Annotated in this window: 12 protein-coding genes; 9 read left to right on the top strand and 3 right to left on the bottom strand. The window is 63.7% G+C overall.

All coding sequences use genetic code 11. The features are described from left to right. The first annotated feature begins 25 nt into the window (after window positions 1-25). From rlmB to H9529_RS00320, 5 genes are all read left to right on the top strand, one after another. Window positions 26-814: a 23S rRNA (guanosine(2251)-2'-O)-methyltransferase RlmB gene (gene rlmB, locus H9529_RS00340; protein ID WP_092885492.1), complete on the top strand. Its 789-nt coding sequence runs from the start codon at window positions 26-28 to the stop codon at window positions 812-814. Window positions 815-1068: 254 nt separating this feature from the next. Beyond that, window positions 1069-1509: a CoA-binding protein gene (locus H9529_RS00335; RefSeq protein WP_092885491.1), complete on the top strand. Its 441-nt coding sequence runs from the start codon at window positions 1069-1071 to the stop codon at window positions 1507-1509. A 98-nt stretch (window positions 1510-1607) separates the two neighbouring features. After that, the gene (locus H9529_RS00330) at window positions 1608-2315 is read left to right on the top strand and encodes a glutathione S-transferase N-terminal domain-containing protein (protein WP_092885489.1); all 708 of its coding nucleotides are present in this window, start codon (window positions 1608-1610) and stop codon (window positions 2313-2315) included. A 249-nt stretch (window positions 2316-2564) separates the two neighbouring features. Then, window positions 2565-3434 carry a hypothetical protein gene (locus tag H9529_RS00325; RefSeq protein WP_143033453.1) on the top strand — a complete coding sequence of 290 codons (870 nt, stop codon included), beginning with the start codon at window positions 2565-2567 and terminating at the stop codon, window positions 3432-3434. Window positions 3435-3742: 308 nt separating this feature from the next. After that, complete coding sequence (locus H9529_RS00320; protein ID WP_092885485.1) at window positions 3743-4672, top strand: class I fructose-bisphosphate aldolase; 930 nt, start codon at window positions 3743-3745, stop codon at window positions 4670-4672. Window positions 4673-4862: 190 nt separating this feature from the next. Here H9529_RS00320 and H9529_RS00315 read toward each other — a convergent pair whose 3' ends face one another. The 3 genes from H9529_RS00315 to prfA form a co-directional block, all read right to left on the bottom strand. Beyond that, window positions 4863-5804: a DUF4167 domain-containing protein gene (locus H9529_RS00315; RefSeq protein ID WP_092886220.1), complete on the bottom strand. Its 942-nt coding sequence runs from the start codon at window positions 5802-5804 to the stop codon at window positions 4863-4865. Window positions 5805-6147: 343 nt separating this feature from the next. Next, entirely contained in the window at window positions 6148-6966 is an 819-nt protein-coding gene (gene prmC / locus H9529_RS00310) for a peptide chain release factor N(5)-glutamine methyltransferase (RefSeq protein WP_263399439.1), read from the bottom strand. 74 nt (window positions 6967-7040) lie between these two features. Beyond that, complete coding sequence (gene prfA, locus H9529_RS00305) at window positions 7041-8096, bottom strand: peptide chain release factor 1 (RefSeq protein ID WP_092885482.1); 1056 nt, start codon at window positions 8094-8096, stop codon at window positions 7041-7043. 239 nt (window positions 8097-8335) lie between these two features. On the opposite strand from prfA, the gene H9529_RS00300 reads away from it, so the two are divergent. From H9529_RS00300 to H9529_RS00285, 4 genes are all read left to right on the top strand, one after another. Further along, window positions 8336-9235, top strand: coding sequence for an ABC transporter permease (locus H9529_RS00300; RefSeq protein WP_176846849.1), 900 nt, complete (start codon window positions 8336-8338; stop codon window positions 9233-9235). 302 nt (window positions 9236-9537) lie between these two features. Next, window positions 9538-10350, top strand: coding sequence for an ABC transporter permease (locus tag H9529_RS00295; protein ID WP_218132094.1), 813 nt, complete (start codon window positions 9538-9540; stop codon window positions 10348-10350). A gap of 37 nt (window positions 10351-10387) precedes the next feature. After that, window positions 10388-11377 (top strand): ABC transporter substrate-binding protein, encoded by a 990-nt coding sequence (locus tag H9529_RS00290; protein ID WP_092885480.1) that lies wholly within the window; start codon window positions 10388-10390, stop codon window positions 11375-11377. Between the two features lie 591 nt (window positions 11378-11968). Beyond that, the gene (locus tag H9529_RS00285; protein WP_092885478.1) at window positions 11969-15601 is read left to right on the top strand and encodes a vitamin B12-dependent ribonucleotide reductase; all 3633 of its coding nucleotides are present in this window, start codon (window positions 11969-11971) and stop codon (window positions 15599-15601) included. The last annotated feature ends 73 nt before the right edge of the window (window positions 15602-15674 follow it).

Here is a 15674-nt window from a genome sequence, read left to right as displayed (position 1 = left end):
GGGCATTTCGCACAAGGATACCACAGTGACCGCCCCGAAAAAGCCTGCATGGGTCATCGACAAAGAGCGCAGCCGCCGCAAGGCCGATGCGGAAACCGTCTGGCTCTTTGGGCTGCATGCGGTGCGCGACGCCCTTTTGAACCCCGCGCGCGCGCGGTTGCGGCTGGTGGTCACCAAGAACGCGGCGGACCGGCTGGCCGATGCGATCATCGACAGCGGCATGGCGCCGGAAATCGTCGATCCGCGCCGGTTTGATGTGCCGATTGACCCGGCCTCGGTGCATCAGGGCGCAGCGCTGGAGGTGAAGCCCCTGCACTGGGGCGATCTGGCCGAGGTCTGCGCGGGGGGGCCGGGCCGCGCGCTGGTGGTGGTTCTGGACCGGGTGACCGACCCGCATAACGTAGGCGCAGTCCTACGCTCGGCCGAGGTGTTTGGCGCGCGCGCGGTGATCGCCACTGCCCGGCACGCCGCGCCCGAGACCGGCGCACTGGCCAAGACCGCCAGCGGCGCCCTGGAACGTCAGCCCTACCTGCGCGTGCGCAATCTGGCCGAGGCGATGGAAACGCTGCGCGACATGGGCTATGTGCTGATCGGGCTGGACGGCACGGGGCAAACGGAGCTGGCCGACGGGCTGGTCGCCGCCACCGGGCGCCCCGTGGCACTGGTCATGGGCGCCGAGGGGCCGGGCCTGCGCGAAAAAACGCTTGAGACCTGTGACACGCTGGTCCGCATTCCGGCCAGCGGCGATTTCGGGTCGCTGAACGTGTCGAACGCCGCCGCCGTGGCGCTTTATGCAGCCAGCCTGGGCCGTTGAGAGCGCGTGCGGCGGCTCTGGCAACGGGTCACATTTTGGGGATCACCTCTTTGAGCGGGGGAAAACGTACCTAATTAACTCAACAGAGGCGCAGGAGTGGAACCCTTGCGTCGTATGTACTGTCCCTCGTTCCGCGACTGCGCCCGGCCACCTGAGCCGGGCGTTTTTTTTGACGCTGCGTCAGAATGGCCACCGCAAAGCCACGCGGCGCGCTTTTTGCTTGCCCGGTTTACGCCGCAAAGGCACGGTGAGGTATGGATCCCCATGACGACACCACGCTGCAACACATCCTGAGCCGCACCCGTGTCGTGGCCGTTGTCGGCCTGTCGCCCAATCCGGCGCGGCCCAGCTACCAAGTGGCGCAGTATCTGACGCGGCACGGGTTTCAGGTCATACCGGTGAATCCGGGGCATGCGGGAAAGGAATTGTTCGGCGAACCCGTCCGCGCCAGCCTTTCGGATTGTCCCCCGTCGGTCGACATGATCGACATCTTCCGCGCCTCGGACCATGTGCTGCCGATTGTCGAACAAGCGCTGGCCGCCCTGCCCGCGTTGCGCACCGTCTGGATGCAGATCGGGGTTTCGCACCCGCAGGCCGCAGCACTTGCCCTGTCCCGGGGGGTTGATGTTGTGCAAGACAGGTGCACGAAGCTGGAACATCAACGGCTGCTGGGCAGCGGTGTACCTGGCTTCTGACACGCGGCGGGCTTGCCCTTGCGGCGCCCCGTGCCAAGATAGGGGTAACTCACCCCGTCTTGGGGCAACCGGAAAACCGCCAGAACCAAAGGACCGACATGACATCTGAAATTGATCTGTATTACTGGCCAACGCCGAATGGCTGGAAAATCTCCATCGCACTGGAAGAGATGGGGTTGCCCTATAAGCTGCACCTGATCGACATCGGCAAGGGCGCGCAGTTCGATCCCGATTTCCTGAAGATCGCGCCGAACAACCGGATGCCCGCGATCACCGACCCGGAGGGGCCGGACGGCGCGCCAGTGTCGATCTTTGAATCCGGCGCCATCTTGCAATATCTTGCGCGCAAGACGGGGAAATTCTGCGGCACGACCGAGCGCGCGCGCATCGCCGCCGACCAATGGCTGATGTGGCAGATGGGCGGACTGGGCCCGATGGCGGGTCAGGCGCATCACTTCTTGAAATACGCCCCGCAGATGGACCCGCCCAACGACCTGCCCTATGCCAAGGACCGCTACCGCAACGAGGTTGCGCGCCTGTTGGGCGTGCTGGACCGGCAGTTGGCGCAAAACACCTATGTGGCGGGCGACGAGTACACCATCGCGGATATGGCGATCTGGCCTTGGGCGACCTTGTGGGAGGGGCAGCAACAGCCGCTGGACGACAAGCCCAACCTGACGCGCTGGCTGTCGCTGGTGGGCGAAAGGCCGGCGGTCATCAAGGGCAAGGCCCTGGCAGAAGGCCAGCGCAGCACCAAGCCGATGGACAAGACGGCGCAGAAGGTATTGTTCGGCAAGCGGGAATAGGGTCGGCGCGGGTATCCGGTGCCGCCGAGGTGCGCGGCGGCGCCGACCACCTCGGCGCGCCTGTGCCGATTGCGCCGCCATTGCGCGTTAGGGGCTTTTGTCCCGGCCCCTGACGCAGTATCATCTGAATAGAGTTTGATTTAAGGATTTCGACAAGTCTTTGTGGTGTGAAGTTCCAATCAATCAGCATGTTGCGGCCCCTTCCCCGGGCGCGGCAAGACGACAGATGACCAGGTCGGAGTGTATGCCATGATCACGATCCCTCGCCACGCCCTTTGGATCGGCCTTGGCGCCCTGGGCCTCGCAACACCAGGCTGGGCGCAGATGTCCCAGTCTGACGCCCAGGCGCCCCAAACCGCTGACATGGCGGCCTTTGCCGATGCCTATCTGCTGCCAGACCTGTTCCGCATCATGGCCGCCGAGGGCATGGAATATGCCGCATCGGTGCGCACGGATTTCGGCATCGACGTCAGCACCGAAAGCTGGACCCAGACGGTCAGCGCCCTTTATGACCCGCAGGCGATGGAGGCAGAATTCCTGGCGCATTTCGCCGATGCCATGGCGGGGCAAGCGGATGCGTTGTCCGACGCGCTGGCCTTTGCCGATTCCGATCTGGGCGCGCGCGTGCTGCGGCTGGAGATCAGTGCACGCGATGCCCTGCTCGACCCCGATGTGGACACCGCCGCACGCGAAGCGTTGACCGACATGCGCGACGCAGGCCACCCCCGGCTGGCACTGATCGACGAGCGTATCGCGGTCAATGACCTGATTGACCTGAATGTGGCCGTCAGCCTCAACACCGCCTATGCGTTCTACAACGGGATGCTGATGGCAGGCAGTCCCGATTTCGCCCAAAACCCGCAAGACCTTCTGGCGCAATTGTGGACCCAGGAACCCCTGATCCGCGAGGATACGACCGACTGGATCCATGCTTATTTCGTGCTGGCCTATCAACCGCTGCGCGATGCCGAGCTTGCCGCCTATACCAACTTTTCGGCCTCGGACAGCGGCGTGGTGTTGAACAACGCGATGTTCGCGGCCTTCGGCGCGACATTCGACGGGATTTCAGATGCGCTGGGGCGCGCGGCGGGCGCGGCGCTGCAATCCACCGACCTGTAATCCAGCATTCGGTGCGGGATGCGCCGACATGCATGGCCACGCACGATCATCGAATGTCCGTCTACGGCCAGTCGCCCCTTGTCGCGACACTGCTATCGCAGCCCTGATATCCCGCCCTTCCGGCGCACTTTGCCGGATTGGGGCTTCGCATCGGCATCTGTGGGCCCCGCGGCCCCGCCAGCGGCTTTGCGCGGCATCCGGGCGATGATTGCGTTAACGGAAACAGTTTATTGCCCAATTGTCATTGTTTCGCCGCGAATCGCCGCTTAAGCAAAGCGCATCATCAATCCCCACCACAGGAGCAGCCCATGCGTGCCACCCGCGTCGTCCAGAAAATCCTCAGCCAATATGAGGGCGATACCCCAGGCGTGAAGGCCAACCTGTGCCGCATATTGATGAACGGTAAGCTTGGCGGCACTGGCAAGCTGATCATCCTGCCCGTCGATCAGGGCTTCGAGCATGGTCCGGCCCGCACCTTCGCGGCGAACCCCGCCGCCTATGACCCGCACTATCACTACCAGTTGGCCATCGACGCGGGCCTGTCGGCCTATGCCGCACCGCTGGGCATGATCGAGGCGGGCGCGGATACCTATGCAGGCCAGATCCCGACCATCCTGAAGGTCAACTCGGCCAATTCGCTGATGTCCGAAACCTCGGGCAAGAATCAGGCGATCACCGCGTCGGTAGATGACGCGCTGCGGCTGGGCTGTTCGGCAATCGGCTTCACGGTCTATCCGGGCAGCGATTGTGCGCTGGACATGTTCGAGGAAATCTCGGCCATGCGTGAAGAAGCCGCCGCCAAGGGTATCGCCAGCGTGATCTGGTCCTACCCCCGCGGCGAAGCGATCAGCAAGGAGGGCGAGACGGCGATCGACGTAGCAGCCTATGCCGCGCAGATCGCCGCCCTGCTGGGCGCGCATATCATCAAGATCAAACTGTCCACCGACCACCTGATGCTGCCCGAGGCGAAGAAGGTGTACGAGGACCAGCAGATCGACATCGCCACACAGGCTGCCCGTGTCCGACACTGCCTGTCCGCAGGCTTCAACGGCCGACGCATCATGGTGTTCTCCGGCGGGGCGAAAAAAGGGTCAGACAGCGTTTATGACGATGCACGCGCCATCCGCGACGGCGGCGGCAATGGCTCGATCATCGGGCGCAACTCGTTCCAGCGGCCGCGCGAAGAGGCGCTGGAAATGCTGGGCAAGCTGGTCGATATCTACAAAGGCAAGGCCTGACACCAAAGGCGCACACGCGCCGCTGCGGTCGCTGAAACCACCCGAAGGTTTACTGCGGCCGCATCCCGTCAGCCAGACAACTCACGGGGCCTGACGCAGCGCCGGTCAGGTTTTTTACGGCGCGCAATAAAAAAAGCCCGAAACCGGCGATTGCGGTTTCGGGCTTTGTCTTTTGGCTATTCAGCGTGGATTACTCGGCGGCAGAGGATTGATCCGACCGCGCATCCGATGTGCTGTCGGCATCAACGACCTTCGGCTTGCGCGGCGCTCGCTTGCGGGGCGCGGGCTTTTCGCCGGTGGCAACGTGCTTCGGTTCCTTGGGTGCATCTGCTTTCGCGGCAGCCGCGTCGCTGCCCGGGGTGCCATCGGCGGCCTTGGGCGCACGCGGTGCGCGCTTGCGGACGTTGCGCGCGGGCGGCTGGTCGGAGGCATCTAGGTTTTCTGGGGTCTTGACCAACGTGCTTTCGCCACCCTGTGCGGCATCTACGCCACGCGGATCTTCGCCATCGACCGCTGTGCGGTCGCGCGCCGAGTTATCAGCAGCCTGCTCCATGTCACCATATGGCGCGCCCTGCCGGTTGTCGCGGCGGTCGTCGCGCTGGCGCGGCTCGGCATCGGGGCGCGTGTCCGCGCGGGGCGCATTGCCCTGATTGTTCTGCCGGTCGCGGCTCTGGTTATCACGGCTCTGGTTGTCGCGATTCTGGCCGTCCCGGTTCTGGTTATCCCGGTTTTGGCCGTCGCGGCCTTGCCCCTCGCGCGCTTGCGCTTCGGCGGCTTGCCGGTCACGCTGTTGCTGCTGCTCGCGCTGTTGTTGTTCGCGCTGCTGCTGCTCACGCTGGTTCTGCGCCTCTTGCGCGATCCGGCGGGCTTCGGCTTCGGCATTCATCTCACGCGTGGCTTCGGCCAGCATGCGGGTGTAATGCTCTGCGTGTTGCAAGAAGTTCTCTGCCGCAACCCGGTCGTTCGATAGCTGGGCATCGCGGGCAAGAATCTGATACTTTTCAATGATCTGCTGCGGCGTACCGCGCACTTTGCCATCGGGGCCAGAGCTGTCGAAAACGCGGTTTATGATATTGCCAACCGGACGTGGCCGGTTCTGCTTGGACCGCGAGCGTTGCTTAGATGATCTCATGTAATCTGTTTCCAGCCTGTATCTGGCATGCTGATCCCTTGGTTCAGGAAAGGCGGGGCGATAAAGTGTCGTCCACCCCGGATCAGCGATTTCAAGGACATTGAACAGCGGGTCGAAACTGAACGACCACGGGCTGTTGGACTGAATAACCACGGCGGCGCGCATAAAACAAGGGGGTTGCGGCTCTGCGCAACAGTTTTTTGCCGTAGTTCAGGCGTATCCGTGCGCATTTGTCACGTCTCCGGGGCGGCAAGAGGCCGGAAGCTGTAGAAAACGCCCCTTGGCACAAAGAGCCGACACACCGGCTACCCAGCGCCTGATGGTCCAGGTAAGCCGGGAAAGGTCAGGCCCCTTGCGGCGCGCGTGCCGTGACGATCCGGGGGCGTGCGTCCATGTCATGGGCAACCTGCGCGTCGCACAAACCCGCCTGCGTCAGAATCGCGGCGACCGCGTCGGCCTGCGTCGGCCCGATCTCCACCATCATATGGCCGCCGGGGGCAAGATGCGCCAGCGCACCGGCGGCGATTACCCGGTAGGCGGCCAGCCCGGTGCCGTCGTCGCACGCAGGGACCAGCGCCATCCGTGGCTCCCATTCGCGGACCTCCGCCGACAGCGCGGAGATTTCGGTATCGGCGATATAGGGCGGGTTGGACACGATAAGATCGAAGCGCCCCGTGACCGCCGCCCACCAGTCCGACGCGACGAAGGTGGCGCGGTCGCGCAGGCCAAGGGCTTCGGCATTGCCCCGCGCCACATCGAGGGCGGCAAGCGACAGATCGACACCGGCGCCCTGTGAAGGGGGCCGTTCGGCCAGCAACGTGAGCAAGATGGCGCCTGACCCCGTGCCAAGGTCCAGAACCCGATTCCATGGCGCAGCCAGCGCGGCGGCAATCAGCGTTTCGGTTTCGGGACGCGGGTCCAGCACATCGGCGGTAACCGCGAATTGCCGCCCCCAGAACAGGCGCTGCCCGGTCAGATGCGACACAGGGCGGCGGCGCGCGCGTTCCGCGATCAGGGCGGCAAGCCGGGCGGCGGCATCGGCGGGCACCGCGTCGCCCATATGCAGCGTCAGCCGGTCGGGGGCGAGGTTCAGCGCATGGGCCAGCAAGCGGCGGGCATCGCCCACCGGGTCCGGAACGCCCGCCGCACGCAGACGTGCCACGGCGGGGAGCAGATGCGCAGCGGCATTGCCACCGTGCGCGGGCGCGGGCCGGTCGCTTGGCCCCCCGGCCCCGCTCAATTCTCCAGCTCGGCCAGTTTGGCAGCCTGATCGGCGGCGACAAGTGCGTCGATCACCTCGGACAGGTCGCCCTGCATCACCTGATCCAGCCGGTAGAGCGTCAGGTTGATGCGGTGATCCGTCATGCGGCCCTGCGGGAAGTTGTAGGTCCGGATGCGTTCAGAGCGGTCGCCCGACCCGACCTGCGCCTTGCGGCTGCCCGCGCGTTCAGCGTCCAGCCGCTGCCGTTCCAGATCATAGAGCTTCGTGCGCAACACATCCATGACGATGGCGCGGTTCTGATGCTGCGACTTGGCGGCGCTGACCACGATGATGCCGGTGGGGATATGGGTCACCCGCACCGCCGAATCGGTGGTGTTCACGTGCTGCCCCCCTGCCCCGCTGGCGCGCATCGTGTCGATGCGGATGTCACCCGCGGGGATGTCGATGTCCACGGCCACGGCCTCGGGCAGGACGGCGACGGTCGCGGCAGAGGTATGCACCCTCCCGCCAGATTCAGTGACCGGCACGCGCTGGACGCGGTGGACGCCGGATTCGAATTTCAGCTTGGCGAAGACGCCCTCGCCCTCGATCCGGATCACGGCCTCGCGCAGGCCGCCCAGTTCGGTATCCGACTGGCTGAGGGTCTGGACCTTCCAGCCCATAGCCTCGGCGTATCTTTGATACATGCGCAGCAGGTCGGCGGCGAACAGCCCGGCCTCATCCCCGCCGGTACCGGGGCGGATTTCCAACAGCGCGGGGCGCGCATCGGCGGAATCCTTCGGCAGCAGCGCCAGCCGCAGGCTGCGTTCCAACGCGGGCAGGCGTTGCTTCAGCACCACCAACTCTTCCTCGGCCAGTGCGCGCATCTCGGGGTCTTGCAGCATGTCCTGCGCGGCCTCGCGCGCGGCAATCCCGACCTTGTACTGCGCGATCTGGTCCACGACGGGGCGCAGATCGGCGTATTCCCGGCCAAGACCGGCCAGTTCCGAGGGATCGGCGCCCGCAGACAACCGCGCCTCCAGAAACTGGAAGCGGCGTGTGATCTGGTCGAGTGTTGCAATGTTCAGCATGGCGCGGGTTTGGCGGGGTTCGCGCGCCCGGTCAAGAGGGGGAGATGAAGCGGCGCGGCGGCACCGGCGCCCCCAGCACCCGCAAGGCAGCCACCCAAACCGCCGATTCTGCGGGCATCTGCCACAGATATATGACCGGTTGGTCAAGTTTTCGTTGATTTCGGGCCGGGGTGGCGTGATGATTACCCCAGTACCCAGGACGACCGAGGGAAAATGACACCGGAACGGACACGCTCAGCATGATCGCACGGATATTGCCGGTGGCCACCGTGGTGGCCGCGCTGCTGGTCATCTGGTACGGGGCCGCGGTCAAAATGAACGCGCAGTGGGCCTATGATCAGGCCGCCCGCGCGGGTGTCGAGGTGGCGTTGCCCGACCTGATCGGCCTGACCCTCAACCAAGACCGCCCCGTGCTGCCCGCACCGCATCAGGTCGCTGCAGAGCTGTGGAACAGCACTGTCGTCGAAGAGGCGACGGGCCGTCGCGGTCTGCTCAACACCGGCAGCCTGTCGAACCGCAGCCTGATCTATCACGGGTGGGTCACGCTGTCGGCGACGCTGCTGGGCTTCGGCATCGGGACCAGCCTTGGCATTCTTCTCGCCATTGGCATCGTGCACAACCGCGCGATGGATGCCAGCGTCATGCCTTGGGCGATTGCCAGCCAGACCATTCCGATTCTGGCTATTGCGCCGATGATCATCGTGGTGCTGAACGCCATAGGCATCACAGGGCTGGTGCCGAAAGCGATCATTTCGGCCTATCTGTCGTTCTTCCCGGTGGTTGTGGGCATGGTCAAGGGGCTGCGCGCCCCCGATCAGATGCAGTTGGACCTGATGAAGACCTACAGCGCCAACGGGGGGCAAGTGTTCGCAAAGCTGCGCTGGCCGTCGTCGATGCCCTACCTTTTCGCTTCGCTCAAGGTGGGGATCGCAGCGGCGCTGGTGGGCGCAATCGTGGGTGAGTTGCCGACCGGCGCGGTTGCGGGTCTGGGCGCGCGGCTGCTGTCAGGCAGTTATTATGGGCAGGTGGTGCAGATCTGGTCGGCGCTGTTTGCCGCCGCGATCCTGGCCGCCGCGATGGTCGGCATCGTTGGCGTGATACAGCGCCGGACGCTGCGCCGCATGGGGATGGCACAATGAGCGGTCTTTGGACAGCACCCGGCGCAGTCCAGCGCCTTGGCATGATCGGTGCGCTGATCATCGCGCTGTTGTCAGGCGCGGTGCCTGTGGTCGGGATCATGCCGCTGGCGGCGCTGCTGGGTGCTGCACTGTTTTCGACACTGGTTGTGACCGACCCCGCGCGCGCGCCGGCCTGGCAGGCGGCGCTGGCGCTTGGCCTTGTGGCGCTGAACCTCGGCGCGGCCGCGCTGAGCATCTTGCCGTTAGCAACCGATGCCCTGCCCTATTGGGCGGTGGTCGCGGCAATCTGGCTGGGGGCGTGGATGCTGGTCGCGCAGATCGCGGCGCTTACCCCGGCACGGCGCGCGGCAGCGCAGGTGCAGGCGCTGGCCGCCCCCATCGTCTTTGGTGCTACCCTTCTTTGGCTGTGGGAGGCCGTGGTGCGCGGCGCCGAGGTGCCTCGCGTGATCCTGCCCGCCCCTTCGGCCATCGCCGAACGCTTTGCAGGATCGCTCGATGTGCTGTGGGTCGATTTCGTCCAGACCTTCGTGAAAGGGGCGCTGTCGGGCTTTGCCATTGGCATCGGGGCCGCGTTGGTCTTTGCGCTGATCGTGGACCGCTACGACTTCTTGCGCAGGGGGCTGATGCCGGTGGGGAATTTCCTGGCGGCCTTGCCCATCATCGGGACCGCGCCGATCATGGTGATGTGGTTCGGCTTTGATTGGCCGTCCAAGGCGGCGGTCGTGGTGGCGATGGTGTTCTTTCCCATGCTGGTCAACACAGTACAGGGTTTGCAAGCCACCGATTCGATGCAGCGCGACCTGATGCGGACCTATAGCGCGACTTGGACACAGGCGTTGATCCGCCTGCGGTTACCCGCCGCGATGCCGTTCATCTTCAACGGGCTGAAGATCGCGTCTACACTGGCACTGATCGGCGCGATTGTTGCTGAATTCTTCGGCTCGCCCACGCGCGGGATGGGATTTCGCATCTCGACCGAAGTGGGGCGATTGCAACTGGACATGGTATGGGCAGAGATTGCCGTTGCAGCCCTTGCGGGGTCGCTGTTCTACGGATTCTGGGCCGCGCTGGAAAAACGGGTGACCTTCTGGCACCCCAGCCAGCGTGCCCGTTAACGACCCCCCAAAGCGGGGGCAACATGGAGGTACGATAATGACAAGACTGCTGAACCTGACCGCGCTGAGCGTCGCTGGTGCCATGATCGCGGGGACCGCATCCGCGCAGGAAATCACCTTGCAACTGAAATGGGTCACTCAGGCCCAGTTCGGCGGCTATTATGTCGCGCTGGAAAACGGCTATTACGCCGACGAGGGGCTGGATGTCACCGTCCGCGCCGGCGGCCCCGACATTGCGCCCCCGCAGGTGATCGCAGGCGGCGGGGCTGATGTCATCGTGGAATGGATGCCTGCCGCGCTGGCCGCACGCGAAAACGGCCTGCCATTGGTCAACATCGCGCAGCCGTTCAAATCTTCGGGCATGATGCTGACGTGCCTGAAGGAAACCGGCATCACCAGCCCCGATGACTTTCCCGGGCGTACGCTGGGTGTTTGGTTCTTCGGCAATGAATACCCGTTCCTGTCGTGGATGAGCACGCTGGGCATCCCCACCGATGGGGGCGAAGAAGGCGTCGAGGTGCTGCGGCAAGGCTTCAACGTCGACCCGCTGTTGCAGCGTCAGGCTGATTGCATCAGCACCATGACCTATAACGAATACTGGCAGGTCATCGACGCGGGCATCTCCGAGGATGAATTGGTGACATTCAAGTATGAGGACGGCGGCGTCGCCACGCTGGAAGACGGTCTCTATGTGATGGAAGACCGGCTGGAAGACCCGGAATTCGTCGATGCGATGGCGCGGTTCGTGCGTGCGTCGATGCGCGGCTGGGACTGGGCAGCCGAAAACCCCGAAGAAGCAGCGATGATCGTGCTGGAGTATGACGATACCGGCGCGCAAACCGAATCGCACCAGATCCGCATGATGACCGAAGTAGCCAAACTGACCGAAGGGTCGAACGGCACGCTGGATATCGCGGATTATGAGCGCACAGTGGCCACCCTGCTGGGCGGCGGCTCGGACCCTGTCATCAGCGCCGAACCCATGGGCGCCTGGACTGATGTCGTGACGGACGCGGCATTTAACTGAGGCATGTCGCGCGAAACGGGCACTGCGGTAGTGCCTGCGCGCCATGTTAAGACACCAGGTCAGGGTTCATCGCCTGGCCGCGCATGAAAGCGGCGCGCCATTCTAAAGGCCTGCACGATTCTGATCCGCCCCCCGGTTGCATGTCAGCCGGGGGGCGTTTTTTTAGGACTCAACGCGTGGTTGTGTGCTCGTCGTCATTTTTTTGCCACAGTGCCGCGCAGACGCCGGTCGTTCAGACATGAGGCGAACAATCTGACCTAAGCCCGCCAAATCATAAAACTTTCGTAAAAGTTAACTATTGAGTCGGGGACGGCCCGACCATGTGCCCCGTGACGTCAAGACGACAGGCGGCAAATAAACACGCCCCGCGGTCGGATTTTTCCGTTGACCGCAGCCCCACATTTACGCCAGTTAGTAGGCATCGGCACAAAAAGCCACTAAATGTAGTAAGGCTGCCGGGACAGGTAAAACACTCATAAAAGCCGTTTTCGACCTTTTGTCGAAGGCACATGTCGTGCAAGCAACTGCTTGGGCGCGCATTGGCTGCTGCGTGTTCCCTGCCCCGCCAGACCGCCAGAAAAGGACGGGCAGATGAAGATCGAACGTAAATTCACCACGGCAACCAAAGACGCCTATGCCGTGCTGGAATTCACCAAGACCGTATCGGAAATCCGCAACCCGGATGGCACGATCGTGTTTCGCAACGAAGCGGTCGAGGTTCCGGCGGGCTGGAGCCAGGTGGCGTCCGATGTCATCGCACAGAAGTATTTTCGCAAGGCAGGCGTGCCCGCGCGGCTGAAGAAGGTAAAGGAAAAGGGCGTGCCCGAATTCCTTTGGCGCTCGGTTCCCGATACAGACGCGCTGGCCGATCTGCCCGAGGATCAGCGTTTCGGCGGCGAAACCAGCGCGCGCCAGGTCTTTGACCGTCTGGCCGGCGCTTGGGCCTATTGGGGCTGGAAGGGCCGCTATTTCAGCACCGAAGCCGACGCACGCGCCTATTTCGACGAGATGCGCGTCATGCTGGCCCGCCAGATGGCGGCGCCAAACAGCCCCCAATGGTTCAACACCGGCCTGCACTGGGCCTACGGCATCGACGGTCCCAGCCAGGGGCATTTCTACGTCGATCCTTTCACCCACAAGCTGGTAAAATCGAAATCCAGCTATGAGCACCCCCAACCCCACGCCTGCTTCATCCAGTCGGTCAGCGACGACCTGGTGAATGAAGGCGGCATCATGGACCTTTGGGTACGTGAGGCGCGGCTGTTCAAATACGGCTCCGGCACGGGCACCAACTTTTCCAGCTTGCGTGGCGAGGGCGAGAAACTGTCGGGCGGGGGCAAATCCTCGGGCCTGATGGGCTTCCTGAAGATCGGTGACCGCGCGGCGGGCGCGATCAAATCCGGTGGCACCACGCGGCGCGCGGCCAAGATGGTGATCTGCGACATGGACCACCCCGATGTAGAACAGTTCATCAACTGGAAGGTGATCGAGGAACAGAAGGTAGCAAGCCTTGTGGCGGGCTCCAAGGCACATGAGCTGCGGCTCAACGACATCTTCGCCGCGATCAAAGGCTGGGACGGCGACATCACGGACGCCACCGACCCCGCGAAAAACGAAGCGCTGAAAGGCGCCATTCGTGCGGCCAAGAAGCACATGATCCCCGAAACCTATGTCGGTCGCATCCTTCAATACGCGCGTCAGGGCTACACCAGCATCGAATTCCCGACCTATGATACCGACTGGGACTCCGAAGCCTACGTTACCGTGTCGGGTCAGAACTCCAACAACTCGGTCCGGGTGACTGATGCCTTCCTTCAGGCCGTTAAGGATGATTCCGATTGGGCGCTGATCCGCCGGACTGACGGCAAGACCGCAAAAACCGTCAAGGCGCGCGAACTTTGGGATCAGGTCGGCCATGCCGCATGGGCCTGCGCCGATCCGGGCATCCAGTTCCATGATACCGTGAACGCCTGGCACACCTGCCCGGCCGATGGCGCGATCCGTGGGTCGAACCCCTGTTCGGAATACATGTTCCTCGACGATACCGCCTGCAACCTGGCCTCGATGAACCTGCTGAAGTTCTACACCGACGGCGTTTTCGACGCCGAGGCCTACATGCACGCCACCCGCCTGTGGACCGTGACGCTGGAAATCAGCGTGATGATGGCGCAATTCCCGTCGAAGGAAATCGCTCAGCGGTCCTATGAGTTCCGCACGCTGGGGCTGGGTTATGCCAACATCGGCGGCCTGTTGATGAACATGGGCTACAGCTACGATTCGACCGAAGGCCGGGCGCTGTGCGGCGCGCTGACCGCGCTGATGACCGGCGTGTCGTATGCCACCAGCGCCGAGATGGCGTCTGAACTGGGCGCCTTCCCCGGCTACGCCAAAAACGCCGACCACATGCTGCGCGTGATCCGCAACCATCGCCGCGCCGCCTACAGCGAAACCAAGGGGTATGAGGCGGTCAACGTTACTCCGGTCGCCCTGGACGCCAAGGGCTGCCCTGAGGCCGGTCTGGTCAATCTGGCCCGCACCGCCTGGGACGAGGCGCTGCGGCTGGGTGAGGCACATGGCTACCGTAACGCGCAGGCGACCGTCATCGCGCCCACGGGCACCATCGGTCTGGTTATGGATTGCGACACCACCGGGATCGAGCCTGACTTCGCGCTGGTGAAGTTCAAGAAACTGGCTGGCGGTGGTTACTTCAAGATCATCAACCAGTCGGTGCCCGCCGCATTGACCAAGCTGGGCTATCGCGACAGCGAGATCGCCGAAGTCATCGCCTATGCGGTCGGCCACGGCTCGCTCGGGAATTGCGCGGGCATCAACCACACCTCGCTGGTCGGGCATGGCTTTGGGGCGGCTGAACTGGCCAAGGTGGATGCCGCCCTGCCCGCCGCTTTCGACATCCGCTTTGTGTTCAACCAATGGACGCTGGGCGAGGAGTTCTGCCGCGAAACGCTGGGTATTCCGGCTGAAAAGCTGATGGATCCGACCTTCGACCTGCTGCGCCACCTGGGCTATACCAAGGCCGATATCGACGCCGCCAATGACCATGTCTGCGGCACCATGACGCTGGAAGGCGCACCGCATCTGAAGGCCGAACACCTGCCAGTATTCGATTGCGCCAATGCGTGCGGCAAGCGCGGCACGCGCTACCTCAGCGTGGCCAGCCACATCCACATGATGGCAGCGGCGCAATCCTTCATCTCGGGCGCGATTTCGAAGACGATCAACATGCCGAATTCGGCCACGATCGACGAGACGCTGGCAGCCTATGAGCTGTCACACTCGCTGGGCGTGAAAGCCAACGCGCTCTACCGTGACGGCTCCAAGCTCAGCCAGCCGCTGGCGTCGGCACTGGTCGAAGATGATGAGGAAGCCGAAGAGATCCTGGCAACCGGCAATGCCCCTGCCAAGGCGCAGGTGCTGGCCGAAAAGATCGTCGAGAAGATCATCATCAAGGAAATCAACAGCCGCAACCGCGACAAGCTGCCCGAGCGTCGCAAAGGCTACACCCAGAAAGCCATCGTCGGCGGCCACAAGGTCTACCTGCGCACCGGCGAGTATCAGGACGGCAAGCTGGGCGAGATCTTCATCGACATGCACAAGGAAGGTGCTGGTTTCCGCGCGATGATGAACAACTTCGCCATCGCCGTGTCGGTCGGGCTGCAATACGGCGTGCCACTGGAGGAATTTGTGGATGCCTTTACCTTCACCCGGTTTGAGCCGGCGGGTATGGTCCAGGGCAACGACTCGATCAAGAACGCGACCTCGATCCTGGATTATATCTTCCGCGAACTGGCCGTCAGCTATCTGGACCGCACCGACCTGGCGCATGTCAAACCCGCAGGCACAGCGTTCGACGACCTGGGCGCGGGCGAGACCGAAGGGCAGCGCAACATCGCCGCCGTGACGGACGAGGCCGCGACCCGCGGGCTGGAAGTGCTGCGTCAGATCAGCTCCACCGGTTATCTGCGCAAACGCATGCCGCAAGAACTGATGGTGCTGCAAGGCGGCCAGGCCAGCCCTGCCGCGACCAGCACCGCAGCGCTGCACACCAGCGAGACCCGGACGGTCGCACCGATGAACCTGCGCGCGAAAGCGAAGATTCAGGGCTATGAGGGCGACCCCTGCGGCGAATGCGGCAACTACACACTGGTACGCAACGGGACTTGCATGAAGTGCAACACCTGCGGCGGCACAAGCGGGTGTAGCTGAGAAGCGCCGTTGTTGCACAGCTCTAACCGCATGGATTCACAACGAGACTCCATGCGGTTAGACGGGTTGGATT

It is taken from the genome of Roseicitreum antarcticum (assembly GCF_014681765.1).
GTDB lineage: Bacteria > Pseudomonadota > Alphaproteobacteria > Rhodobacterales > Rhodobacteraceae > Roseicitreum > Roseicitreum antarcticum.
The sequence above is the reverse complement of the archived record's forward strand: the minus strand, read 5'-3'. Positions and strand labels throughout refer to the sequence as shown.